This window comes from Pseudarthrobacter sp. 902506025 (assembly GCF_040702325.1).
In the GTDB taxonomy this organism is placed as follows: domain Bacteria; phylum Actinomycetota; class Actinomycetes; order Actinomycetales; family Micrococcaceae; genus Arthrobacter.
On the sequence record NZ_JBFBKW010000003.1, the window covers coordinates 396,779 to 420,917 of the forward strand.

At 62.4% G+C, this 24,139-nt stretch carries 29 protein-coding genes; 1 reads left to right on the forward strand and 28 read right to left on the reverse strand.

What is annotated here, in order from left to right; all coding sequences use genetic code 11:
- Positions 1-2 precede the first annotated feature (2 nt).
- The 21 genes from secY to rpsJ all read right to left on the reverse strand — a co-directional run bounded on the left by secY (position 3) and on the right by rpsJ (position 11,753).
- Positions 3-1,313 carry a preprotein translocase subunit SecY gene (gene secY / locus AB0280_RS09035; protein WP_159631367.1) on the reverse strand — a complete coding sequence of 437 codons (1,311 nt, stop codon included), beginning with the start codon at positions 1,311-1,313 and terminating at the stop codon, positions 3-5.
- 211 nt (positions 1,314-1,524) lie between these two features.
- Positions 1,525-2,010 (reverse strand): 50S ribosomal protein L15, encoded by a 486-nt coding sequence (rplO, locus tag AB0280_RS09040; protein ID WP_013601817.1) that lies wholly within the window; start codon positions 2,008-2,010, stop codon positions 1,525-1,527.
- Positions 2,011-2,217: a 50S ribosomal protein L30 gene (gene rpmD / locus AB0280_RS09045; protein WP_009358731.1), complete on the reverse strand. Its 207-nt coding sequence runs from the start codon at positions 2,215-2,217 to the stop codon at positions 2,011-2,013. It abuts the gene before it with no gap.
- A gap of 2 nt (positions 2,218-2,219) precedes the next feature.
- Positions 2,220-2,936 carry a 30S ribosomal protein S5 gene (rpsE, locus tag AB0280_RS09050; protein ID WP_141159772.1) on the reverse strand — a complete coding sequence of 239 codons (717 nt, stop codon included), beginning with the start codon at positions 2,934-2,936 and terminating at the stop codon, positions 2,220-2,222.
- The gene (rplR, locus tag AB0280_RS09055; protein WP_159631366.1) at positions 2,933-3,316 is read right to left on the reverse strand and encodes a 50S ribosomal protein L18; all 384 of its coding nucleotides are present in this window, start codon (positions 3,314-3,316) and stop codon (positions 2,933-2,935) included. Before rplR ends, rpsE begins: the two co-directional genes overlap by 4 nt.
- Before the next feature lie 2 nt (positions 3,317-3,318).
- Positions 3,319-3,855, reverse strand: a complete 537-nt coding sequence (rplF, locus tag AB0280_RS09060) for a 50S ribosomal protein L6 (protein ID WP_159631365.1) — start codon at positions 3,853-3,855, stop codon at positions 3,319-3,321.
- Between the two features lie 18 nt (positions 3,856-3,873).
- Complete coding sequence (gene rpsH, locus AB0280_RS09065) at positions 3,874-4,272, reverse strand: 30S ribosomal protein S8 (RefSeq protein WP_015937843.1); 399 nt, start codon at positions 4,270-4,272, stop codon at positions 3,874-3,876.
- 82 nt (positions 4,273-4,354) lie between these two features.
- On the reverse strand, positions 4,355-4,936 hold the full coding sequence (gene rplE, locus AB0280_RS09070; RefSeq protein WP_018769138.1) for a 50S ribosomal protein L5: 582 nt from the start codon (positions 4,934-4,936) through the stop codon (positions 4,355-4,357).
- A complete protein-coding gene (rplX, locus tag AB0280_RS09075; protein ID WP_015937845.1) occupies positions 4,936-5,298 on the reverse strand; it encodes a 50S ribosomal protein L24 in 363 nt (120 codons plus the stop codon). Before rplX ends, rplE begins: the two co-directional genes overlap by 1 nt.
- A 3-nt stretch (positions 5,299-5,301) precedes the next feature.
- Positions 5,302-5,670: a 50S ribosomal protein L14 gene (rplN, locus tag AB0280_RS09080; RefSeq protein ID WP_003803789.1), complete on the reverse strand. Its 369-nt coding sequence runs from the start codon at positions 5,668-5,670 to the stop codon at positions 5,302-5,304.
- A gap of 730 nt (positions 5,671-6,400) precedes the next feature.
- On the reverse strand, positions 6,401-6,706 hold the full coding sequence (gene rpsQ, locus AB0280_RS09085; protein ID WP_043454607.1) for a 30S ribosomal protein S17: 306 nt from the start codon (positions 6,704-6,706) through the stop codon (positions 6,401-6,403).
- A complete protein-coding gene (rpmC, locus tag AB0280_RS09090) occupies positions 6,703-7,032 on the reverse strand; it encodes a 50S ribosomal protein L29 (RefSeq protein WP_159631364.1) in 330 nt (109 codons plus the stop codon). The genes rpsQ and rpmC overlap by 4 nt, the downstream gene beginning before the upstream one ends.
- A gap of 2 nt (positions 7,033-7,034) precedes the next feature.
- A complete protein-coding gene (gene rplP / locus AB0280_RS09095; RefSeq protein ID WP_043454603.1) occupies positions 7,035-7,451 on the reverse strand; it encodes a 50S ribosomal protein L16 in 417 nt (138 codons plus the stop codon).
- A complete protein-coding gene (gene rpsC, locus AB0280_RS09100) occupies positions 7,452-8,282 on the reverse strand; it encodes a 30S ribosomal protein S3 (protein ID WP_141942674.1) in 831 nt (276 codons plus the stop codon). It lies immediately after the preceding gene.
- Positions 8,283-8,648 (reverse strand): 50S ribosomal protein L22, encoded by a 366-nt coding sequence (rplV, locus tag AB0280_RS09105; protein WP_009358304.1) that lies wholly within the window; start codon positions 8,646-8,648, stop codon positions 8,283-8,285.
- Between the two features lie 38 nt (positions 8,649-8,686).
- Entirely contained in the window at positions 8,687-8,968 is a 282-nt protein-coding gene (rpsS, locus tag AB0280_RS09110) for a 30S ribosomal protein S19 (protein ID WP_003803803.1), read from the reverse strand.
- A gap of 12 nt (positions 8,969-8,980) precedes the next feature.
- Entirely contained in the window at positions 8,981-9,820 is an 840-nt protein-coding gene (gene rplB, locus AB0280_RS09115; protein WP_159631363.1) for a 50S ribosomal protein L2, read from the reverse strand.
- A gap of 29 nt (positions 9,821-9,849) precedes the next feature.
- Positions 9,850-10,155 (reverse strand): 50S ribosomal protein L23, encoded by a 306-nt coding sequence (gene rplW, locus AB0280_RS09120; RefSeq protein WP_011692807.1) that lies wholly within the window; start codon positions 10,153-10,155, stop codon positions 9,850-9,852.
- Positions 10,152-10,772 carry a 50S ribosomal protein L4 gene (rplD, locus tag AB0280_RS09125; protein ID WP_141159766.1) on the reverse strand — a complete coding sequence of 207 codons (621 nt, stop codon included), beginning with the start codon at positions 10,770-10,772 and terminating at the stop codon, positions 10,152-10,154. The genes rplW and rplD overlap by 4 nt, the downstream gene beginning before the upstream one ends.
- 4 nt (positions 10,773-10,776) lie before the next feature.
- On the reverse strand, positions 10,777-11,427 hold the full coding sequence (gene rplC / locus AB0280_RS09130; protein ID WP_307425018.1) for a 50S ribosomal protein L3: 651 nt from the start codon (positions 11,425-11,427) through the stop codon (positions 10,777-10,779).
- 17 nt (positions 11,428-11,444) lie between these two features.
- The gene (gene rpsJ / locus AB0280_RS09135) at positions 11,445-11,753 is read right to left on the reverse strand and encodes a 30S ribosomal protein S10 (RefSeq protein WP_003803825.1); all 309 of its coding nucleotides are present in this window, start codon (positions 11,751-11,753) and stop codon (positions 11,445-11,447) included.
- Positions 11,754-12,150: 397 nt separating this feature from the next.
- Between rpsJ and AB0280_RS09140 the strand changes: the two genes are divergently transcribed.
- Complete coding sequence (locus AB0280_RS09140) at positions 12,151-13,587, forward strand: GH1 family beta-glucosidase (RefSeq protein WP_366366973.1); 1,437 nt, start codon at positions 12,151-12,153, stop codon at positions 13,585-13,587.
- A 36-nt stretch (positions 13,588-13,623) separates the two neighbouring features.
- Here AB0280_RS09140 and AB0280_RS09145 read toward each other — a convergent pair whose 3' ends face one another.
- The 7 genes from AB0280_RS09145 to AB0280_RS09175 form a co-directional block, all read right to left on the reverse strand.
- Complete coding sequence (locus tag AB0280_RS09145; RefSeq protein ID WP_366366975.1) at positions 13,624-14,874, reverse strand: Nramp family divalent metal transporter; 1,251 nt, start codon at positions 14,872-14,874, stop codon at positions 13,624-13,626.
- A gap of 107 nt (positions 14,875-14,981) precedes the next feature.
- A complete protein-coding gene (locus AB0280_RS09150) occupies positions 14,982-15,107 on the reverse strand; it encodes a hypothetical protein (protein WP_256371453.1) in 126 nt (41 codons plus the stop codon).
- A gap of 165 nt (positions 15,108-15,272) precedes the next feature.
- On the reverse strand, positions 15,273-16,463 hold the full coding sequence (gene tuf / locus AB0280_RS09155; RefSeq protein WP_141159762.1) for an elongation factor Tu: 1,191 nt from the start codon (positions 16,461-16,463) through the stop codon (positions 15,273-15,275).
- Between the two features lie 255 nt (positions 16,464-16,718).
- Positions 16,719-18,833 (reverse strand): elongation factor G, encoded by a 2,115-nt coding sequence (fusA, locus tag AB0280_RS09160; protein WP_159631359.1) that lies wholly within the window; start codon positions 18,831-18,833, stop codon positions 16,719-16,721.
- Between the two features lie 69 nt (positions 18,834-18,902).
- Positions 18,903-19,373, reverse strand: a complete 471-nt coding sequence (gene rpsG / locus AB0280_RS09165) for a 30S ribosomal protein S7 (protein WP_003803829.1) — start codon at positions 19,371-19,373, stop codon at positions 18,903-18,905.
- A 1-nt stretch (position 19,374) separates the two neighbouring features.
- Positions 19,375-19,749 (reverse strand): 30S ribosomal protein S12, encoded by a 375-nt coding sequence (rpsL, locus tag AB0280_RS09170; protein WP_009358312.1) that lies wholly within the window; start codon positions 19,747-19,749, stop codon positions 19,375-19,377.
- 436 nt (positions 19,750-20,185) lie between these two features.
- Positions 20,186-24,085, reverse strand: coding sequence for a DNA-directed RNA polymerase subunit beta' (locus tag AB0280_RS09175; RefSeq protein WP_159631358.1), 3,900 nt, complete (start codon positions 24,083-24,085; stop codon positions 20,186-20,188).
- Positions 24,086-24,139 lie beyond the last annotated feature (54 nt).

Here is a 24,139-nt window from a genome sequence, read left to right on the forward strand (position 1 = left end):
CGTCATCGCAAAAGCCCTTCGTAGTGACGTTGTTGTAGCTGCGCATCAATCTGCTTTACGGTCTCCAACCCAACGCCCACCATGATCAGGATCGAGGTGCCACCGAACGGGAAGTTCTGGTTTGCGTTGATCAGCACGAGTGCCACCAGCGGGATCAGTGCCACGAAGCCCAGGTAGAGGGCGCCGGGCAGGGTGATCCGTGAAAGCACGTACTGCAGGTAATCAGCGGTCGGCCTGCCGGCGCGGATACCTGGGATGAAGCCGCCGTACTTCTTCATGTTGTCTGAGACTTCTTCAGGGTTGAAGGTAATCGCGACGTAGAAGTAGGTGAAGAACACGATCAGGACGAAATAAACCGCCATGTAGATCGGGTGGTCACCGCGGGTGAGGTTGTTGTTGATCCACTCAACCCACGGTTGCATTGGCTCGCCGTTCCGGGGCTGGTTGAACTGAGCGATCAGCCCGGGAATGTAGAGCATGGAGGAAGCGAAGATCACCGGAATGACGCCGGCCATGTTCACCTTGATGGGAATGTAGGTACTGGTGCCGCCCACAGTGCGGCGGCCGATCATCCGCTTGGCGTACTGCACCGGGATGCGGCGCTGTGACTGCTCAACGAAGACCACCAGGGCCACGGTGAGGAGACCCACAACCAGGACGAGGAAGAAGGTTCCCGGTCCCTGCGAGGTCCAGATGGCACCCAGGGAGGTGGGGAACTGGGCGGCGATGGAGGTGAAGATGAGCAGCGACATGCCGTTGCCCACACCCTTCTCCGTGACGAGCTCGCCCATCCACATGATCAGGCCGGTGCCTGCCGTGAGCGTGATGATGATCAGGATGGTGGTGATGATGCTGCTGTCAGGGATCACCGGCAACTGGCAGCCGGGAAGCAGCTGCCCTGAGCGGGCCAGGGACACCAGTGTGGTGGCGTTGAGCAGACCCAGGGCGATGGTGAGGTAACGGGTGTACTGGGTCAGCTTGGACTGTCCCGACGCGCCCTCTTCGTACAGCTGCTGGAACCGGGGAATGACCACCCGGAGCAGCTGCACGATAATGCTGGCCGTGATGTAGGGCATGATGCCCAGGGCGAAGATGGACACCTGGAGCAACGCGCCGCCGCTGAAGAGGTTAACGAGCTGGTACAGCCCGCCGGCAGTCTGACCGTTCTGCAAGCATTGCTGGACATTCTGGTAGTTCACACCGGGCGAGGGAATGAAAGCACCCAAGCGGAAGATGGTGATGATTCCCAGCGTGAACAACAACTTGCGTCGCAGATCAGGCGTGCGAAAGGCCCGGCCAAATGCGCTAAGCAAGCGTCCTCCTGTGGTGTCAATAAGGGTGGGGGTGGCGGAATTTGATAAATCCCGACATCCGAGTCTAACGGGTCTATGTGCCGAGCGAACAATCCGGGCCGGCCGGCGTGCGCCGGATGGCAGGAATTGTTCGCCAGGCGGATACGAAAAACTCCCGGTATCCGGGGCCGAAGCCCGCGGATACCGGGAGTTTTACAGCTGGCGCCGTCCCTTACAGGGCGGTGGTGCTTCCGCCTGCTGCAGCAATCTTTTCGGCGGCGCTGGCCGAGAATGCGTGGGCGGTGACGTCAACCTTGACGGTGATGTCGCCGGTGCCCAGCACCTTGACGGGCTGGTTCTTGCGAACGGCACCCTTTTCGACCAGGTTCTCCACGGTGACTGCGCCACCTTCCGGGAACAGCTCGTTGAGCTTGTCCAGGTTTACCACCTGGAACTCGACCCGGAACGGGTTCTTGAAGCCACGCAGCTTGGGCAGGCGCATGTGCAGCGGCAGCTGGCCGCCGGCAAAGCCAGCCTTCACCTGGTAGCGGGCAGCCGTACCCTTGGTACCACGGCCGGCGGTCTTACCCTTGGATGCCTCACCACGACCAACACGGGTCTTGGCGGTCTTGGCACCCGGTGCGGGACGCAGGTGGTGAACCTTCAGGGCGTTCTGCTTCTCAGCAGCCTGCGCCTTATCAGCAGTGTTCTCTGCCATTTACTTCGCCTCCTCTACCTTTACCAGGTGCGGAACCGTGTTGAGCATTCCAACGGTTACGGCGTCGGCGGTGCGGACAACAGTGTGTCCGATCCGCTTCAGGCCGAGGGACCGCAGGGTGTCGCGCTGGTTCTGCTTGCCGCCAATGGCGGACTTGATCTGAGTGATTTCCAACTGAGCGTCCGAGGGGACCAGGTTCTTAGCCAAGACTAAACACCTGCCTTCGGAGCCAGGAGGGCCTTCACCAACGCTGCCGGAGCGATCTCGTCCAGCGGCAGGCCGCGGCGTGCTGCCACTGCTGCCGGCTCTTCGAGGCGCTTCAGGGCATCAACGGTCGCGTGAACGATGTTGATGGCGTTGGAGGAACCGAGCGACTTGGAGAGGATGTCGTGGATGCCCACGCACTCCAGTACTGCACGGACCGGACCACCGGCGATAACACCGGTACCGGCGGAAGCCGGACGCAGCATTACGACGCCGGCAGCGGCTTCACCCTGAACGCGGTGCGGGATGGTGTTGCCAACGCGGGGAACGCGGAAGAAGGACTTCTTGGCCTCTTCAACGCCCTTGGCGATAGCAGCGGGAACTTCCTTGGCCTTGCCGTAGCCCACGCCGACCATGCCGTTACCGTCACCAACGACGACCAGTGCGGTGAAGCTGAAGCGACGACCACCCTTGACGACCTTGGAGACGCGGTTGATGGTGACAACGCGCTCTACGAACTGGTTCTTTTCGGCTTCACGGCCACCGTCGCGGCCGCCACGGCCACCGCGGTCGCCGCGGCCCTGGCCACGGTCGCCACGCTCGCCGCGACGGGCGCCACCACGGCGGTCCTCGGCAGCGGGGGCAGTGGTCTCAGCAGCTGCGGCTTCGGGCGCCTTCTGATCTGCAGACACAGTGTCCTTTTCCTTGTTTGCTTCGGTCACAGTGACAGCCCACCTTCGCGTGCACCGTCAGCGACGGCGGCGATCCGGCCGTGGTACTTGTTACCACCACGGTCGAACACAACAGCCTCGACGCCGGCAGCCTTGGCACGTTCGGCAACGAGCTCGCCAACGCGCTTGGCCTTGGCAGTCTTGTCACCGTCGAATGCACGAAGATCAGCTTCCAGGGTGGACGCACTTGCTACGGTCTGGCCAATGGTGTCATCGACAACCTGGACAAATACGTGGCGTGCGGAGCGGTTGACCACCAGGCGGGGGCGGACAGCCGTACCGGAAATGCGCTTGCGGATACGAAGCTGGCGGCGGCTGCGACCAGCAGCCTTGCTCTTGTTCGTACGCTTCTTGTTAATGGAGATGGCCATGGTTACTTACCAGCCTTTCCGACCTTGCGGCGGATGACTTCGCCGGCGTAACGGATGCCCTTGCCCTTGTACGGGTCAGGCTTCCGCAGCTTGCGAATGTTGGCAGCGACCTCGCCGACCTGCTGCTTGTTGATACCTGAGACAGAGAGCTTGGTCGGTCCCTCTACTGCAAAGGTGATGCCGGCCGGAGCCGAAACGTTGACCGGGTGGCTGTAGCCCAGAGCGAACTCAAGGTCAGATCCCTTGGCCTGAACGCGGTAACCGGTACCGACGATTTCAAGCTTCTTCTCGTAGCCTGCGGTGACGCCCTGGATCATGTTGGCGATCAGGGTGCGGGTCAGGCCGTGGAGCGAACGGGAGGCGCGCTCGTCGTTCGGGCGGCTGACGGTCAGGGTGTTCTCGTCCAGGGCAACCTCAATGGGGCTGGCCACAGTGTGGGTCAGCTCCCCCTTGGAACCCTTGACGCTGACGACAGAGCCGTCAACCTTGACCTCAACGCCGGCAGGAACGGTGATGGGGAGACGTCCAATACGTGACATTATTCTCTTCCTTTCCCGTTACCAGACGTACGCGAGGACTTCGCCGCCCACGCCCTTCTTGCCGGCCTGCTTGTCAGTCAGGAGGCCGGAAGAGGTGGACAGGATAGCGATACCCAAGCCACCGAGCACGTGAGGCAGGTTGGTGGACTTCGCGTAAACGCGGAGACCCGGCTTGGAGATGCGGCGTACACCGGCGATGGAACGCTCGCGGTTCGGACCGAACTTGAGGTCCAGGGTCAGCTTCTTGCCAACCTCGGCGTCCTCTTCCTTCCAGCCGGCGATGAAACCTTCGGCCTTGAGGATGTCGGCAACGCGTGCCTTGAGCTTGCTGTAAGGCATAGACACGGAGTCGTGGTATGCCGAGTTTGCGTTACGCAGGCGCGTAAGCATATCTGCGACAGGATCTGTCATTGTCATGTGGGCTCATGCCCTTCCTCATAACGGTTTCCGCCGTTCCATTCCCGGGGGAGCGGAGCGGCCGGACCTTTTACGTAGTTAATTAAGCTTCGGTTTTGAACGGGAAACCAAGCGCCTTGAGCAGCGCGCGGCCTTCGTCATCGGTCTTGGCAGTGGTGACAACCGTGATGTCCATGCCGCGGACGCGGTCGATCTTGTCCTGGTCGATTTCGTGGAACATAACCTGCTCGGTCAGACCGAAGGTGTAGTTGCCGTTGCCATCGAACTGCTTGCCGCTGAGGCCGCGGAAGTCGCGGATACGGGGCAGAGCCAGGGTGACCAGGCGGTCCACGAATTCCCACATGCGGTCGCCACGCAGGGTAGCGTGTGCACCGATGGGCATGCCTTCGCGCAGCTTGAACTGTGCGATCGACTTGCGGGCCTTGGTAACCTGCGGCTTCTGGCCGGTGATCTGGGTGAGGTCGCGGACAGCGCCGTCGATCAGCTTGGAGTCCTTGGCGGCATCTCCAACACCCATGTTCACAACAACCTTCACCAGACGGGGTACCTGGTTCACGTTCTCGTACTTGAATTCATCCTGGAGCGTTGCCTTGATGGATTCGGCGTACTTGGTCTTCAGACGAGGAACGATCTTCGTTGCCGGAGTCTCGAGAGTCTCAGTCATTAGATGTCCTTCCCGGAGCTCTTGGACACGCGGATACGGACGGTCTTCTTGACACCGTTCTTCTCCACAGTGTCGAGGCGGAAGCCCACACGGGTCGGCTTCTTGGTCGACGGGTCAACCAGGGCCACGTTCGAAATGTGGATCGGGGCCTCTACGACCTCTATGCCGCCGGTCTTGGTGCCGCGCTGCGACTGTCCAACACGGGTGTGCTTGGTGACGCGGTTGATACCCTCAACCAGCACGCGGTTGGTGTCGGTGAAGACGCGCAGAACCTTGCCCTGCTTGCCACGGTCGCCGCCGCGCTCAGCCTTGGCGCCAGTGATGACCTGAACCAGGTCACCCTTCTTGATCTTTGCAGCCATGGACTAGAGCACCTCCGGAGCCAGAGAAACGATCTTCATGAACTTCTTGTCACGCAGTTCACGACCAACCGGTCCGAAGATACGGGTACCGCGGGGGTCACCGTCATTCTTCAGGATCACAGCTGCGTTCTCGTCAAACTTGATGTAGGAACCATCCGCACGGCGGCGTTCCTTCTTGGTACGGACGATGACGGCCTTGACCACGTCGCCCTTCTTTACGTTGCCGCCCGGGATTGCATCCTTGACGGTGGCGACAATGACGTCGCCGATGCCTGCGTAGCGACGGCCAGATCCACCGAGAACGCGAATGGTAAGGATTTCCTTAGCACCCGTGTTGTCGGCGACCTTGAGTCGCGACTCCTGCTGAATCACTATTTACTCCTTGCGTCGCGCCGGTTCTCAGGCCGTGATGTTGCTACGGAATGAGCCTTGCGGAACGGTTGATCGGGGTGTCTCTTGACCTGCCTGGATTTTGCCAGACCAGGCCTAAACGCCCGTGCCAGAAGCAGTTGCTCCCACCCGGTCCGGGACGGATCCCGGGCGCACAGGGGCACTATGCTGTGGCACGCTTGTTTACGAGGTTGATGATGGCGCGCGAAAGGCGCCATACAAACTCAATATCCTAGCATGTTTTCCGTCAGTCCCCATATCACCACCGTCCCCTGCCCGGCAAGACGGACGACGGCGCGATGCAGGCCAGCCTTTCCGCCCGCCCGGGGTGCCGCTCCCCCGCCAGCACAACGCCCCATCACTTCCTGCAGCAAAACAACCAACGCCCGATCACCTCCAGCAGCAAAACAACCAACGCCCGATCACCTCCAGGCCTACCGGCAACGGGAAGTGATGGGGCGTCGCCGAAAAAGCAGTGATAGGTGATGGGGCGTCGCCGAAAAAGCGGTAGTAAGTGATGGGGCGTTTAGGCGGGACGGACGACGGCGTCACGCAGGGCAGCCTTTCGGCCCGCTAACGGTGCCGCTCCCCCGCCAGGCGTGGCGCCGCCGTCGTCCGCTTCACTCAAAAGCTGCCTGGCGTGACGCCCGCGTTAAGCGAGGAAGCCCCCGCTCCCGGAAGGGAGCAGGGGCTTCCAGCGAAGCAGCAGGTGCTACTTGGCCTTTTCGAGGATTTCCACGAGCCGCCAGTTCTTGGTGGCGGACAGCGGACGGGTCTCGGCGATGACAACGAGGTCGCCGATGCCGGCGGTGTTCTCTTCGTCGTGTGCCTTGACCTTGGAGGTGCGGCGGATGACCTTGCCGTACAGTGCGTGCTTCACGCGGTCTTCAACCTCGACAACGATGGTCTTTTCCATCTTGTCGGAGACCACGTAACCGCGACGGGTCTTGCGGTAACCGCGCTGCCCAGCCTTGGCTTCGGTAGCAGTTTCGGTCACGTTCTGGTCCTTTTCACTCACTTGGCGTCCTCCTCGGTCTCAGCCTTTTCAGCCTTTTCGGCCTTCTTGGTTGAAGCCTTCTTGGACTTCTTCTCTTCCTTGGCTTCCACAACCGGTGCGGCAACCTCGGCACGAATGCCCAGCTCGCGTTCGCGGAGAACGGTGTAGATGCGTGCGATGTCCTTCTTTACCGCGCGCAGGCGACCGTGGTTCTCCAGCTGTCCGGTGGCGGACTGGAAACGCAGGTTGAACAGCTCTTCCTTGGCCTTGCGGAGTTCTTCAACGAGACGCTCGTTGTCGAAACCGTCCAGCTGTGCGGGAGCCAGATCCTTGGATCCTACTGCCATTTCTATTCACCACCCTCGCGACGCACAATGCGTGCCTTCAACGGCAGCTTGTGGATTGCCAGGCGCAGGGCCTCGCGAGCTACCTCTTCATTGACACCGGAGAGTTCGAACAGAACCCGGCCCGGCTTGACGTTGGCGACCCACCATTCCGGTGAACCCTTACCGGAACCCATGCGGGTTTCGGCAGGCTTCTTGGTCAGCGGACGGTCCGGGTAGATGTTGATCCAGACCTTACCGCCACGCTTGATGTGGCGGGTCATTGCGATACGAGCGGACTCGATCTGACGGTTGGTGACGTATGCCGGGCTCAGGGCCTGGATGCCGTACTCACCGAAGGAGACCTGGGTGCCGCCCGTAGCAGCGCCGGAACGACCCGGGTGGTGCTGCTTACGGTGCTTTACTCGACGTGGGATAAGCATTTAAGCCTGTCCTCCTTCTGCAGCAGCAGGTGCTGCTTCAACTGCCGGTGCTTCGGCAGCAGGAGCTGCTTCAGCGGCCGGACGGTCGTTGCGACGGCGGCGGTCACCGCGGTCAGCGCCACCCGGGCGGCCGGGACGCTCGCCACGGCCACCGCGGGACGGTGCGGCAGCAGCCTGTGCAGCCAGTTCCTTGGCGGTGACGTCACCCTTGTAGATCCAGACCTTCACACCGATGCGGCCGAAGGTGGTCTTGGCTTCGTAGAAGCCGTAGTCGATGTTCGCGCGGAGGGTGTGCAGGGGCACACGGCCTTCGCGGTAGAACTCCGAGCGGGACATTTCAGCGCCACCCAGGCGGCCCGAGCAGGCGATACGGATGCCCTTGGCACCTGCACGCTGTGCGGACTGCATGGCCTTCTTCATCGCACGGCGGAACGCCACGCGGGAAGTCAGCTGCTCTGCAACGCCCTGGGCCACAAGCTGGGCTTCCATCTCGGGGTTCTTGACCTCGAGGATGTTCAGCTGGACCTGCTTGCCGGTGAGCTTTTCGAGCTCGCCGCGGATGCGGTCTGCTTCTGCTCCACGGCGGCCGATGACGATGCCGGGACGGGCCGTGTGGATGTCCACGCGGACGCGGTCACGGGTGCGCTCGATCTCGACCTTGGCGATGCCGGCGCGCTCCATGCCCGTGGACATGAGCTGGCGGATGCGGATGTCTTCGCGAACGAAGTCCTTGTACCGCTGGCCGGCCTTGGTGCTGTCAGCGAACCAGTGCGATACGTGATCGGTGGTGATGCCGAGTCGGAACCCGTGCGGGTTTACTTTCTGTCCCACTTAGCGAGCCTCCTCTTTCTCCGGGGTAGCGACTACCACGGTGATGTGGCTGGTGCGCTTCTTGATCTGAAATGCACGACCCTGGGCACGCGGCTGGAACCGCTTCATGGTCGGGCCTTCATCAACAAACGCTTCGCTGATGATGAGGTCGCCTTCGTCAAACGCCACGCCGTCGCGGTCCGCGAGGACCCGGGCGTTGGAGATTGCTGACTGAACTACCTTGAATACCGGCTCCGAAGCTGCCTGCGGGGCAAACTTCAGAATTGCCAGAGCCTCATTCGCTTGCAATCCACGAACAAGGTTGACGACGCGCCGGGCCTTCATAGGCGTTACGCGGATGTGGCGCGCAATTGCCTTGGCTTCCATTGCTTTCCTTCTCTCGTCTTTGACGTAAACGCAGGCGCCTAGCGGCGCTTGCCCTTACGGTCGTCCTTGACATGGCCGCGGAATGTCCGCGTGGGAGCGAATTCGCCGAGCTTGTGCCCGACCATCGACTCAGTGACAAACACCGGGATGTGCTTGCGTCCGTCGTGTACGGCGATCGTGTGTCCGAGCATGTCGGGGATGATCATCGAACGGCGGGACCAGGTCTTGATGACGTTCTTGGTGCCCTTTTCGTTTTCCCTGGCTACCTTCACAAAGAGGTGCTGGTCAACGAAAGGACCTTTTTTCAGGCTGCGTGGCATGTGTCCAGGCTCCTATCGCTTGTTCTTGCCAGTACGACGGCGACGCACAATAAGCTTGTCGCTCTCTTTGTTGGGGCGGCGGGTGCGGCCTTCCCGCTTACCGTTCGGGTTGACGGGGTTACGTCCACCGGACGTCTTACCCTCGCCACCACCGTGCGGGTGGTCAACCGGGTTCATGGCGACACCACGGACGGTCGGGCGAACGCCCTTCCACCGCATACGGCCGGCCTTGCCCCAGTTGATGTTCGACTGCTCGGCGTTGCCGACCTCGCCGACGGTTGCGCGGCAGCGCACGTCAACGTTGCGGATTTCGCCGGAAGGCAGACGCAGCTGGGCGAAGCGGCCTTCCTTGGCAACAAGCTGGATCGATGCGCCGGCGGAGCGGCCCATCTTGGCGCCGCCACCCGGACGCAGTTCAACTGCGTGGATGACAGTACCCACCGGGATGTTGAGCAGGGGCAGGTTGTTACCGGGCTTGATGTCAGCACCGGCACCTGCCTCGACAACGTCACCCTGGGAAAGCTTGTTGGGAGCGATGATGTAACGCTTGGTGCCATCAACGTAGTGCAGGAGGGCGATGCGAGCCGTGCGGTTCGGATCGTACTCGATTTCGGCAACGCGGGCGTTGACGCCGTCCTTGTCGTGGCGACGGAAGTCGATCAGACGGTACTGGCGCTTGTGTCCGCCACCCTTGTGACGGGTGGTGATCTTACCGGAGTTGTTACGGCCGCCCTTTTTGGGCAGCGGACGTACCAACGACTTTTCCGGCGTCGACCGCGTAATTTCGGTGAAGTCCGCTACGCTCGAGCCACGACGGCCCGGGGTAGTCGGCTTGTACTTACGGATTCCCATAATTTATTTCCTCGTTAAAGTGGTCTCCGCTACGCGAGCGGACCGCCGAAGATGTCGATGGTGCCTTCTTTGAGGGTGACAATCGCACGCTTGGTGTTCTTGCGGGTACCCCATCCGAATTTGGTGCGCTTGCGCTTACCGGCACGGTTGATGGTGTTGATCGATTCGACCTTGACGGAGAAGATCTTCTCCACGGCCAGCTTGATCTCGGTCTTGTTCGAACGGGGGTCCACCAGGAAGGTGTACTTGCCCTCGTCGATCAGGCCGTAGCTCTTTTCCGACACGACGGGTGCAAGCACGACGTCGCGGGGATCCTTGATGGTGGCTGCACTCACTTGGCATCCTCCTCGTTCTTAGCTGCCTTAGCGGCAACGAATGCGTCGTAGGCAGCCTTGGTGAAGACAACGTCATCAGAGACGAGAACGTCGTAGGTGTTCAGCTGGTCTGCGTACAGAACGTGAACGCCGGCGAGGTTGCGCACGGACAGTGCAGCAACGTCGTTATCGCGCTCGATGACGACCAGCAGGTTCTTGCGGTCGGAAACACCGCGGAGCGTTGCCAGTGCGGTCTTGGCGGAGGGCTTGGTGCCTTCAACCAGTTCTGCGACAACGTGGATGCGACCGTTGCGGGCCCGGTCAGACAGTGCGCCGCGCAGTGCAGCAGCAATCATCTTCTTGGGGGTGCGCTGGCTGTAGTCACGCGGGGTCGGACCGTGGACAATGCCACCGCCGGTCATGTGAGGAGCACGGATGGAACCCTGACGGGCGCGGCCGGTACCCTTCTGCTTGAACGGCTTGCGTCCTGCACCGGAAACTTCAGCGCGGGTCTTGGTCTTGTGGGTACCCTGGCGTGCAGCAGCGAGCTGGGCAACGACGACCTGGTGCAGCAGCGGCACGTTGGTCTGAACGTCGAAGATCTCTGCAGGCAGGTCAACCTGGACAGTGTTAGCCATTGAACTAGGCTCCCTTCACGGCGGTGCGTACGAAGACGACCTGGCCGCGGGCGCCGGGGACGGCACCCTTGATCAGGAGCAGCGACTTCTCGACGTCAACCGCGTGGACCGTGAGGTTCAGCGTGGTGTGACGAACGGCGCCCATGCGGCCGGCCATTTTCATGCCCTTGAAGACGCGGCTCGGGGTGGATGCGCCACCGATTGAACCGGGCTTACGGTGGTTCTTGTGGGCACCGTGGGAAGCGCCAACGCCGTGGAAGCCGTGACGCTTCATTACACCGGCGAAGCCCTTACCCTTGGTGGTCCCGACGACGTCGATCTTCTGGCCGGCTTCGAAGAGCTCTACAGAGAGCTCCTGGCCCAGCTCGTACTCGGCAGCATCTGCGGTACGAAGTTCGACGACGTGGCGGCGAGGCGTGACGCCTGCCTTTTCAAAGTGACCAGCCAGCGGCTTGGTGACCTTGCGGGGGTCGATCTGGCCGTAGCCGATCTGAACGGCGACGTAGCCATCAACTTCTGCGTTGCGCAGCTGGGTGATGACGTTCGAGTCTGCCTGGACCACAGTGACGGGGATGAGCTTGTTGTTCTCGTCCCAGACCTGGGTCATGCCGAGCTTCGTGCCCAGCAGGCCCTTTACGTTACGGGTTGCGGTCATAGTCTCTCAGCACCTCCCTACAGCTTGATTTCGATGTTCACGTCAGCCGGCAGGTCGAGACGCATGAGCGAGTCAACAGCCTTCGGCGTGGGATCGATGATGTCGATAAGACGCTTGTGCGTGCGCATTTCAAAGTGCTCGCGGCTGTCCTTGTACTTGTGCGGAGAGCGGATAACGCAGTACACGTTCTTCTCCGTCGGCAGCGGCACGGGGCCAACTACCGTTGCGCCTGCGCGCGTGACCGTCTCAACGATCTTCCGTGCTGAAACGTCAATGACCTCGTGGTCGTATGACTTCAGCCGGATGCGGATTTTTTGTCCCGCCATGTCGCCTGACTCTCTTTCAGTCTGTGCTTCCCCGGTTTAGGGCTGCCCTGTTCACTTACTCGTTGTATGGCTGCCGAAGCATTTGAGGTCGTAACCACCATCCGCCGCACAAACTGAATCCGGATAAATCCGGGTTCCTCACCTTGCCGGCGCAACCGACCCCCGCGGTCGGGCGTGTCGCGCTGAACACGCATACAAATCCGCAATTCCATTGGGGTGGGTTATGTTTGGTCTTCAACTTGGACCCTGCACCCGGCATTATCCGGATCGGGACGCGAAGAAGCGCTTGAACAACTCATCTAGTATGCCGGAAAAGCCTGGCAGATGCGAATTGGCGCCTGCGCCGTCGCCTGAACCCCCCATTGCAGTGGAAAGAAACCGGCTGGATGATAGGGGCATGACCCTGCAAGGCACTGAATCGGTGACGGAACTGGCCGGGCGCGTGCCGGCGTCGTTCACCCTGGGCGTCGCCGCCGCGGCGTTCCAGATCGAAGGCGCGCTGAAGGACGGGGGCCGAGGCCCGTCGGGGTGGGATGCCTTCGCGGAAAAGCCCGGCGCCATCATGGACGGGCACTCCCCCGCCGTGGCCTGCGACCACTACAACCGGCTGCCGGAGGATGTGGCGCTGCTCAAGGAGCTGGGCGTTGATTCCTACCGGTTCTCGCTTTCCTGGCCACGGATCCAGCCCGACGGCCGGGGCAGTTTCAATGCCGAAGGCCTGGATTTCTACGACCGCCTGATCGACCAGCTCCTGGATGCCGGCATTTCCCCGATGGCCACCCTGTATCACTGGGACACCCCCCTGCCGCTGGAACACCGTGGCGGGTGGCTGAACCGCGACACCGCCGAAAGGTTCGGCGACTACGCCCGGGCGGCCGGTGAGCGGTTCGGCGACCGTGTGGACCAGTGGGTCACCCTCAACGAACCGGTCTCGGTCACCCTCAATGGCTACGCCCTGGGGGTGCACGCGCCGGGGCGCCGGTTGATGTTCGATGCCCTTCCCGCCATCCACCACCAGCTGCTGGCGCACGGGCTCGGCGTGCAGGCGCTGCGGGCGGCCGGAGTGGCGGGCGGCGTTGGCCTGACCAATTTGCACTCCCCCGTCAGGCCCGCCACCCGGAAGATCGGCGACCGGCTCGTCGCGCACCTGTACGACCTTCTGATGAACAGGATCTACGCCGATCCCGTCCTGCTGGGCCGCTACCCCTCGTTGCCCCTGTACGCCAAGCCCTGGCTGCGCTCCATCGGCAGGATCTCCGATGCCGACCTCAGGACCATCCATCAGCCCCTGGACTTCTACGGGCTCAATTACTACTTCCCGGTGAAGGTGGCCCTGGGGCCCGGCATCACCCCCATGCCGGCGGACATGCACAAGGAAATCGCGAAGCTGCCCTTCCACGAAGTGGGTTATCCGGAGTACGGCAGCACCGGCTTCGGTTGGCCTGTGGCACCGGAGCACCTGGGGGTCCTGCTGCGGGAAATGCGGGACCGGTACGGCGAGGCGCTTCCGCCGATATACATCACCGAGGGCGGCGCCAGCTTTCCTGAACCCGACAGGGTTTCAGAGACGCTGGAGGACACGGACCGCGTCGAGTATCTGGCTGCGCACCTGGGGACAGCTCTTGAAGCTACTGCTCCCGGCGGCGTGGCCGAGGGCGTTGACCTGCGCGGCTATTACGTGTGGACACTTATGGACAACTTCGAGTGGGCCGCCGGCTACTCGCAGCGTTTTGGCCTGGTGCACGTGGACTTCGATTCACTGGAGCGGACCCCCAAACGGTCCTTCTACTGGTACCAGGCGCTGTCGCGCGCCCGGAGCCACCGCCGGGACTAGCCGGCGGGCCACCAGTGGCATGTCACTGCCGACATGTCACTGGAGGCCCAGCACCGTAAGGAAGATCAGCACGCAGTTCAGTCCCACGATGAGCGTGGCGCTCGTCCAGCCCGCAATCCGAAGCGGTTTCGAGTCCGCGTGGATGCCCATCACCTTGCGGCTGCCGGTGAGGCGGATCAACGGAATGAGCGCGAACGGGATGCCGAAACTCAGGAGGACCTGGCTCAGGACCAGGGCCAGCGTTGGTTCAATGCCGGCGCCCAGGACCAGCAGAGCCGGGAGCAGGGTGAGCGTGCGGCGCATCAGCAGCGGAATCCTGACCTTCAACAACCCGCCCATGATGGTGGCCCCCGCGTAGCACCCCACCGACGTGGACGCCAGGCCCGAGGCCAGGAGGCCAATGGCGAATACGACGCCGATAACGGGCCCGAGTGCCGACGTCACGGCTGCGTGCGCTCCGGCGATGGTGTCCGTCCCCTCCACTCCGCGAAGGCTGGTGGCGGCCAGCAGCAGCATGGCGATATTGACGATTCCGGCAAGCAGCAGGGCACCGGCGACATCCACGCGGGTGGCCCGGATCAACCGCGTCCTGACTGCCGGATCTTCGGAGAAGCCGTGACGGTCGCGGGCCAGGGCCGAGTGCAGGTAGATCGCGTGCGGCATCACGGTGGCACCGAGCATGCTGGCTGCGAGCAGGACGGTGTCGGTTCCCTCGAACCGGGGCACAAGGCCGGCGATGGCACCCCCGGCATCCGGCGGCGCGACGAAAAGGCCCGAGACAAACCCGACGGCAATCACGCCGAGCAGGGTCAAAATGGCGAGCTCGAAGGATTTCTGGCTTCGGTTCGACTGCAGTGCCAGCAGCAACATGGACGCCAGGCCGATGATGAACCCGCCCGTGAGCAGGGGCAGGCCGAACAGCAGGTTGAGCGCAACGGCGCCGCCAATGACTTCCGCCATATCGGTGGCCCCGGCAACAATCTCGGCCTGAACCCAGTAGGCTCGGCGCCGCCCGGTTCCCAGGCGTTTGCCGAGGATTTCCGGCAGGCTCATTCCGGTGGCCAGGCCCAGCTTGGCCGACTGGTACTGGATCAGCACCGCCATGGCATTAGCTGCCACCAGAACCCAGACGAGCAGGTACCCGAAATTTGCGCCGGCAGTCAGGTTTGCCGCCACGTTCCCCGGGTCCACATATGCGATGGCGGCCACGAACGCGGGCCCGAGCAGCAGGAGGCGGGACCACACTTTGGTGGTGGCGGATTCCGCCGCCAATGTTGAAACAGCCATCACGTGTCCTCGTCGTTGCGGGCGTCAATAAGACGAGGATACCGCGAATTTAGGTATACCGAAAAGTAGGAATAAGGCATACCAGCAACGGGCGCAGCAACTCCGCGCTACTGGTTCTTGTTTGCCCTGTTGATCCGCTTGGCCCGGTCGATCTCGTGCCGGAAATTCCTTTTGACCCAGAACACCCCGGCCACGACGGCCACCGCGATGATCAGGAAAATAAGCCACCCCATGATGATCTCCTTTCAGTGCTGCAACAGTATCAGTGGCCCCTCCCGGCAGCACCCGCGGGGTCCCCGCCAAAAAGGGTAAAAGAAAGCCCCGCTGCTTGGAGCAGCGGGGCTTTCTTTGTGGATTCAGCGCGGGCCGGGGCCCGGTGGATCCTCGATCAGCAAGTACTACTTGATGATCTTGGTAACGCGTCCCGAACCAACGGTGCGGCCGCCTTCGCGGATAGCAAAGCCGAGGCCCTCTTCCATAGCGATGGGCTGGATGAGCGCAACGGTCATCTCAGTGTTGTCGCCAGGCATAACCATTTCCGTGCCCTCGGGCAGGGTGATAACGCCGGTTACGTCCGTGGTACGGAAGTAGAACTGCGGGCGGTAGTTGGAGTAGAACGGGTTGTGACGTCCGCCTTCGTCCTTGGAGAGGATGTAGACGTTGGCCTCGAAGTCGGTGTGCGGGGTGATGGAACCCGGCTTGACGACAACCTGGCCACGCTCGACATCGTCGCGCTTCAGACCGCGGAGCAGCAGGCCACAGTTCTCGCCGGCCCATGCTTCGTCGAGCTGCTTGTGGAACATCTCGATACCGGTAACCGTGGTCTTCTGGACCGGGCGGATGCCGACGATCTCGACCTCGGAGTTGATGGCGAGGGTTCCACGCTCGGCGCGGCCCGTAACAACGGTGCCACGGCCGGTGATGGTGAAGACGTCTTCGATCGGCATCAGGAACGGCTTGTCGCGGTCACGTACGGGGTCCGGAACGGACTCGTCGACAGCAGCCATCAGGTCCTCAACGGACTTGACCCACTCGGGGTCGCCTTCCAGGGCCTTCAGGCCTGAAACGCGGACAACCGGAGCGTTGTCGCCATCGAAGCCCTGCGAGCTGAGGAGCTCACGAACTTCCATTTCGACGAGGTCGAGGAGTTCCTCGTCATCGACCATGTCAGCCTTGTTCAGTGCGACCAGCAGGTAGGGAACGCCAACCTGGCGGGCCAGCAGAACGTGCTCGCGGGTCTGAGCCATCGGGCCGTCGGTAGCGGCAACCACGAGGATTGCGCCGTCCATCTGGGCAGCACCGGTGATCATGTTCTTGATGTAGTCAGCGTGGCCGGGGGCGTCTACGTGTGCGTAGTGACGCTTCTCGGTCTGGTACTCCACGTGGGAGATGTTGATGGTAATACCGCGCTGACGCTCTTCGGGTGCAGAGTCGATCGACGCGAAGTCACGCTTCTCGTTGAGATCCGGGTACTTGTCGTACAGCACCTTGGAAATGGCGGCCGTCAGCGTCGTCTTACCGTGGTCAACGTGACCAATGGTGCCGATGTTGACGTGCGGCTTAGTCCGCTCGAACTTTGCCTTTGCCACAGGTTCCTCCTAGAACGTTTTCAAATAGCTTGCCCTCCAGCCGCGCTTATCGCGGTAGAACTCAGGCAAGTCTACTTGGGGGGCTTTGGATTGGTGAAATTGCAGATTCAGGAACTAATACTAATCCCCTGAGCCTGTTCGTGCAGGGGCCGGAATCCGGCCGAATTACTCCGGCCGGCCCGGCCACCTGCACCGGCCACGCTGTCCGCTGGCGGACAGCGCCACCGAGGTGTTCGCTTCGAAAGTCCGGAAGGACTACTCGCCGCGGGACTTCTGGATGATCTCGTCGGCAACTGCCTTCGGGACCTCGGCGTAGCTGTTGAACGTCATGGAGTACACAGCACGGCCCTGGGTCTTCGAGCGCAGGTCACCGATGTAGCCGAACATGCCGGACAGCGGAACGTGCGCACGGATGACCTTGACGCCCTGTGCATCTTCCATGGACTGCATTTGGCCACGGCGGGAGTTGAGGTCACCGATAACTTCACCCATGTATTCCTCAGGGGTGCGGACCTCGACATCCATCAGCGGTTCGAGCAGAACCGGGTTCGCCTTGCGTGCAGCTTCCTTGAAAGCCATACGGCCGGCGATCTTGAACGCCATTTCCGAGGAGTCAACATCGTGGTACGCGCCGTCGATCAGCGTGGCCTTGATGCCGACAACCGGGTAGCCGGCCAGGACGCCGTCGTTCAGTGCATCCTGGATGCCCGCGTCAACAGACGGAATGTACTCGCGCGGAACGCGGCCACCAGTGACCTTGTTCTCGAACTCGTACAGCTCGCCCTCGGCGGTGTCCAGCGGCTCGATGGCAATCTGGATCTTTGCGAACTGACCCGAACCACCGGTCTGCTTCTTGTGCGTGTAGTCGTGGCGTTCGACGGCGCGCTTGATGGTTTCGCGGTAAGCAACCTGGGGCTTGCCCACGTTGGCCTCAACCTTGAACTCGCGGCGCATGCGGTCCACCAGGATGTCCAGGTGGAGCTCGCCCATGCCGGCGATGATGGTCTGGCCGGTGTCTTCGTTGAGGGACACCTGGAAGGTGGGGTCCTCAGCGGAGAGCTTCTGGATGGCCGTGGAGAGCTTCTCCTGGTCACCCTTGGTGTTCGGCTCGATGGCAACCGAGATCACGGGCTCCGGGAAGCTCATGGACTCGAGCACAATCTGGTTGCTGGCATCGCACAGGGTGTCACCGGTGGTGGTGTCCTTCAGGCCGATGGCTGCGTAGATGTGGCCGGCGGTAGCGCCTTCAACGGGCATTTCCTTGTTGGCGTGCATCTGGAACAGCTTGCCGATGCGCTCCTTCTTGCCCTTGGTGGAGTTGACCACCTGGGCGCCTGCTTCCACGTGACCGGAGTACACGCGGATGAAGGTGAGCTGGCCGAAGAAGGGGTGGGCCGCAATCTTGAACGCCAGGGCCGAGAACGGCTCGTCAGCGGAAGGCTTGCGGGTCAGTTCCTTCTCTTCGTCGCGAGGGTCGTGGCCGACCATCGGGGGGACGTCGAGCGGGTTCGGGAGGTAGTCCACAACCGCGTCGAGCATGGGCTGAACGCCGCGGTTCTTGAACGCGGAGCCGCAGAAGATCGGGTAGAGCTCGGAGTTGATCGTCATCTTGCGGATGCCGGCCTTGAGCTCGTCGATCGAGATCTCTTCACCCTCGAGGTACTTCTCCATGAGTTCCTCGGAGGACTCGGCGACGGTCTCAACGAGGTTCGCGCGGTACTCCTCAGCCTTTTCCTGGAGGTCAGCGGGGATCTCGCGGATCTCGTACTTGGCACCCATGGTTACGTCGCCTTTGGCGTCGCCGGGCCACACCAGTGCACGCATGTAGAGCAGGTCCACGACGCCGATGAAGTCGTTCTCGGCACCGATGGGCAGCTGCATGACCAGCGGCTTGGCACCGAGGCGGCTGATGATGGTGTCTACGGTGAAGTAGAAGTCAGCACCGAGCTTGTCCATCTTGTTGACGAAGCAGATACGCGGAACGTTGTACTTGTCCGCCTGGCGCCAAACAGTCTCGGACTGCGGCTCGACGCCTTCCTTGCCATCGAAGACGGCAACTGCACCGTCGAGGACGCGCAGGGAGCGCTCCACCTCAACCGTGAAGTCCACGTGGCCGGGGGTGTCGATGATGTTGATCTGGTTGTTTTCCCAGAAGCAGGTCACGGCGGCAGACGTGATGGTGATGCCGCGTTCCTTTTCCTGTTCCATCCAGTCGGTGGTCGAAGCGCCGTCGTGCGTTTCGCCGATCTTGTGGTTCACACCCGTGTAGAACAGGATGCGCTCGGTGGTGGTGGTCTTGCCGGCATCGATGTGGGCCATGATGCCGATGTTGCGGACCTTACTAAGGTCGGTAAGCACGTCCTGTGCCACGGGGTCTCCTTTTGGGATGGACTACACGTTCGCCGCCGGCTCGGTTGAGGCGGCGGCGCCCGGGGAGTATTACCAGCGGTAGTGTGCGAAGGCCTTGTTGGACTCGGCCATCTTGTGGGTGTCTTCGCGACGCTTCACAGCGGCACCGAGACCGTTCGACGCGTCCAGGATTTCGTTCTGGAGGCGCTCGGTCATCGTCTTCTCGCGGCGGGCCTTGGAGTAGCCAACCAGCCACCGCAGGGCGAGTGCGGTGGAGCGGCCCGGCTTGACCTCAACCGGAACCTGGTAGGTGGCGCCACCGACACGGCGGGAGCGGACCTCAAGGGAAGGCTTGACGTTGTCCATGGCCTTCTTCAGGGCTGCAACGGGGTCGCCGCCGGACTTGGCGCGTGCGCCTTCGAGTGCACCGTAGACGATGCGCTCTGCCGTGGACTTCTTGCCGTCAACGAGTACCTTGTTGATGAGCTGGGTTACCAGCGGGGAACCGTATACCGGATCCGAAACGAGCGGCCGCTTGGGGGCCGGACCCTTGCGAGGCATATTACTTCTTCTCCATCTTTGCGCCGTAGCGGCTGCGGGCCTGCTTACGGTTCTTCACACCCTGGGTATCGAGGGCGCCACGGACGATCTTGTAGCGGACACCCGGGAGGTCCTTAACACGACCACCGCGAACGAGCACAATGGAGTGCTCCTGCAGGTTGTGGCCAACACCGGGGATGTAGGCGGTAACTTCCACGCCGCCGTTGAGGCGCACACGTGCCACCTTACGCAGAGCCGAGTTCGGCTTCTTCGGGGTGGTGGTGTAGACGCGGGTGCAGACACCGCGGCGCATGGGGCTGCCCTTAAGCGCGGGAGCCTTGGTCTTTGAGACCTTAGGCGTGCGGCCCTTACGGACCAGCTGGTTAATCGTAGGCACTCTCGTGTTCTCCGTTTTATCCGGAGTGGCTGTTTCCGGCCACTCTCCTGTTGCGTTGCCCCGCCGCCCGGGCCCTGAAGGGAATCTCCATGGCGGCGAAGGCGAAGCCTTAATAGTCGGATCGCACACCGGCACGAAACGTACATTCCTGTAGTTCCCTAGGCATGCAAAAATGTGGCATACGTTGCACAAGAACCCTGCAAACCGGAAACGTCGCTCTGGTCCAGCTTCTCAGCTGGTACCGGCGCACTCATCCACTGCCACAATAACAATTGGTAACAAGTCTAGCATGGACGGGCTCCATGCCTTAATCGACGGGTTAAACGGGGATGGTCCCCCACCTTGCGGTGCGGGACCATCCCTCTTGCTTCCTAAGGGCGGGGCGGAGGGTCCCTACGTGGCGCGGAACGCGACACGAAAGGGACCGCCCTGCCCGTCAGCGGAAGTCGTTGCCCAGGTCGTAGTCATCCAGCGGGATGGCGTGGAACTCGGGAGCTCCGTCACCGCCCAAGGTGTCGTACGAGAAGTCACTGAATGCGCTGGGGCCGGTGAACAGGTTGGCCTTTGCTTCCTCAGTGGGCTCCACGGTGACCTCGGTGTAGCGCGGGAGGCCCGTGCCGGCCGGGATCAGCTTACCGATGATGACGTTTTCCTTCAGGCCGAGCAGCGGATCGCTCTTGCCTTCCATGGCCGCCTGCGTCAGGACGCGGGTGGTCTCCTGGAAGGAAGCTGCGGACAGCCAGGACTCGGTGGCCAGCGACGCCTTGGTGATGCCCATGAGCTCAGGACGTCCGGAAGCCGGAGTCTTGCCCTCGGACACAACGCGGCGGTTGGCGTCCTCGAAGCGGCTGCGCTCGGCGAGCTCGCCGGGCAGCAGGTCCGATTCGCCGGACTCGATGACCGTGACGCGGCGCAGCATCTGGCGGACGATAACCTCGACGTGCTTGTCGTGGATACCGATGCCCTGGCTGCGGTAAACGCCCTGCACTTCGTCCACGAGGAACTTCTGTGCCGCACGCGGGCCCATGATGCGCAGGACCTGCTTGGGGTCGACCGGGCCGTTGATCAGCTTCTGGCCCACGGAGACGTGGTCGCCGTCTTCGATCAGCAGGCGTGAACGGCGGAGGACCGGGTAGGCGATCTCTTCCGTTCCGTCATCCGGGGTGATGACCAGGCGCATCTGGCGCTCGGACTCTTCGATGGTGATGCGGCCGGCTGCTTCAGCAATCGGGGCGACACCCTTCGGAGTCCGGGCTTCGAAGAGCTCCTGGATACGGGGCAGACCCTGGGTGATGTCGTCGCCACCACCGGCGGAAACAGCACCACCGGTGTGGAACGTACGCATGGTCAGCTGGGTACCGGGCTCACCGATGGACTGTGCGGCGATGATGCCCACGGCCTCGCCGATGTCCACGGTCTTGCCGGTGGCCAGCGAGCGGCCGTAGCACAGGGCGCAGGTGCCGACGCTGGACTCACAGGTGAGTACGGAGCGGACCTTGACCTCGGTGATGCCTGCCTTGAAGAGCTCATCGATCACGACGTCGCCGCAGTCGGTGCCGGCGGCTGCGAGGACGTTGCCCTCGGAGTCCACGACGTCGACGGCCAGCGTACGTGCGTAGGCGCTGTTCTCGACGTTCTCGTCCAGGACCAGCTCACCGTTGGAATCGGCGACGGCGATGGGCGTGACCAGGCCACGCTCGGTGCCGCAGTCCTCTTCACGGACGATGACGTCCTGCGAGACGTCCACCAGACGACGGGTCAGGTAACCCGAGTTGGCGGTACGCAGTGCGGTATCGGCCAAGCCCTTACGGGCACCGTGCGTGGCGATGAAGTATTCCAGCACCGACAGGCCCTCGCGGTAGGAGGACTTGATGGGGCGCGGGATGATCTCACCCTTCGGGTTGGCCACCAGGCCACGGATACCCGCGATCTGGCGGACCTGCATCCAGTTACCACGTGCACCGGAGGACACCATGCGGTTGATGGTGTTCATCGGGGACAGGCTCTCACGCATCACGGAGGCGATGTCGTTGGTTGCCTTGTTCCAGATCTCGATCAGTTCCTGGCGGCGCTCGTCGTCGTCAATCAGGCCCTTGTCGTACTGGCCCTGGATCTTGGCGGCGCGTTCCTCGTACCCGGCAAGGATTTCCGGCTTGGCAGCAGGAACCTCGATGTCGGAGATGGCGACGGTGACGCCTGAACGGGTGGCCCAGTAGAAACCGGCATCCTTCAGGTTGTCCAGCGTTGCCGCGGTGACGACCTTGGGGTAGCGCTCGGCGAGGTCGTTGACGATCCGGGACAGTTCGCCCTTGTCGGCAACGGCTTCAACCCACGGGTAGTCCTCGGGCAGGGTCTGGTTGAAGACAACCTGGCCCAGGGACGTCTGGACGAGTGCCGGCTGACCGGGCTCCCAGCCTTCCGGGGCTTCCCAGCCGGCGTAGGGGACGAATCCTTCGAGCCGGATCTTGACCTGCGAGTTCAGGTGCAGCTCGCGTGCATCGAAGGCCATGATGGCTTCCGATACGGAGGAGAAGATCCTGCCTTCGCCGGCGGAACCCTTGCGCTTGGTGGTCAGGTGGTACAGGCCGATGATCATATCCTGCGAAGGCAGGGTGACCGGGCGTCCGTCAGAGGGCTTCAGGATGTTGTTCGAGGACAGCATCAGGATGCGGGCCTCAGCCTGCGCCTCGGGGCTCAGCGGCAGGTGGACTGCCATCTGGTCGCCGTCGAAGTCGGCGTTGAACGCGCCACAAACCAGCGGGTGCAGCTGGATTGCCTTGCCTTCAACAAGCTGCGGCTCGAACGCCTGGATGCCCAGGCGGTGCAGGGTAGGTGCACGGTTGAGCAGCACCGGGTGTTCGGTGATGATCTCTTCGAGCACGTCCCAGACCTGCGGGCGGTAGCGCTCCACCATCCTCTTTGCCGACTTGATGTTCTGGGCGTGGTTGAGGTCAACCAGGCGCTTCATCACGAACGGCTTGAAGAGCTCCAGGGCCATCTGCTTGGGCAGGCCGCACTGGTGCAGCTTCAGCTGCGGGCCGACGACGATGACCGAACGGCCCGAGTAGTCAACGCGCTTGCCGAGGAGGTTCTGGCGGAAACGGCCCTGCTTGCCCTTGAGCATGTCGCTCAGGGACTTCAGCGGACGGTTGCCGGGTCCGGTGACCGGGCGGCCGCGGCGGCCGTTGTCGAAGAGGCTGTCAACAGCTTCCTGAAGCATGCGCTTCTCGTTGTTGACGATGATCTCCGGAGCACCCAGGTCAAGCAGGCGCTTGAGGCGGTTGTTGCGGTTGATCACACGGCGGTACAGGTCATTGAGGTCGGAGGTCGCGAAGCGGCCACCGTCCAGCTGGACCATAGGGCGCAGTTCCGGCGGGATCACCGGGACGGCGTCGAGGACCATGCCGAGCGGGCTGTTGTTGGTGGTCAGGAATGCGTTGACCACCTTGAGCCGCTTGAGGGCGCGGGTCTTGCGCTGGCCCTTGCCGTTGGCGATGACGTCGCGCAGCAGGTCGGACTCGGCCTGCATGTCGAAGTTCTCGAGGCGCTTCTTGATGGCCTCGGCACCCATGGAACCTTCGAAGTACATGCCGTAGCGGTCGCGCAGTTCGCGGTACAGGCCTTCGTCACCTTCGAGGTCGGCGACCTTCAGGTTCTTGAAGCGGTCCCAGACCTGCTCGAGGCGCTCGATGTCGGCGTCGGCACGCTTGCGCACGTTGGCCATCTGGCGGTCGGCGGAGTCGCGGGCCTTCTTCTTGTCGGCAGCCTTGGCGCCTTCGCCCTCGAGGCGTGCGATTTCGCCTTCAAGGTCGCGGGCAATCGCGGCGATGTCGGCGTCGCGGTTGTCGATCAGCTGCTTCTTCTCGATGTCGTGCTCAACCTGCAGGTTGGGCAGTTCCTCGTGGCGGGCAGCTTCGTCGACGCTGGTGATCATGTAGGCAGCGAAGTAGATGACCTTTTCGAGGTCCTTCGGGGCCAGGTCAAGGAGGTAGCCCAGGCGGGACGGAACACCCTTGAAGTACCAGATGTGCGTAACGGGGGCGGCCAGTTCAATGTGGCCCATGCGCTCACGGCGGACCTTGGCGCGGGTGACTTCAACGCCACAGCGCTCACAGATGATGCCCTTGAAGCGCACGCGCTTGTACTTGCCGCAGTAGCATTCCCAGTCCCGGGACGGGCCGAAGATCTTCTCGCAGAAGAGGCCGTCCTTCTCGGGCTTGAGCGTGCGGTAGTTGATGGTTTCCGGCTTCTTAACCTCGCCGTACGACCAGCCGCGGATGTCTTCCGCGGTGGCGAGGCCGATCTGCATGAGGCCGAAGGAGGATTCGCTGGACATATGGTCCCTGTTCTCTCTTGTTCTCTAAATTCTGAAGTCTTGGTGCGGGATGAG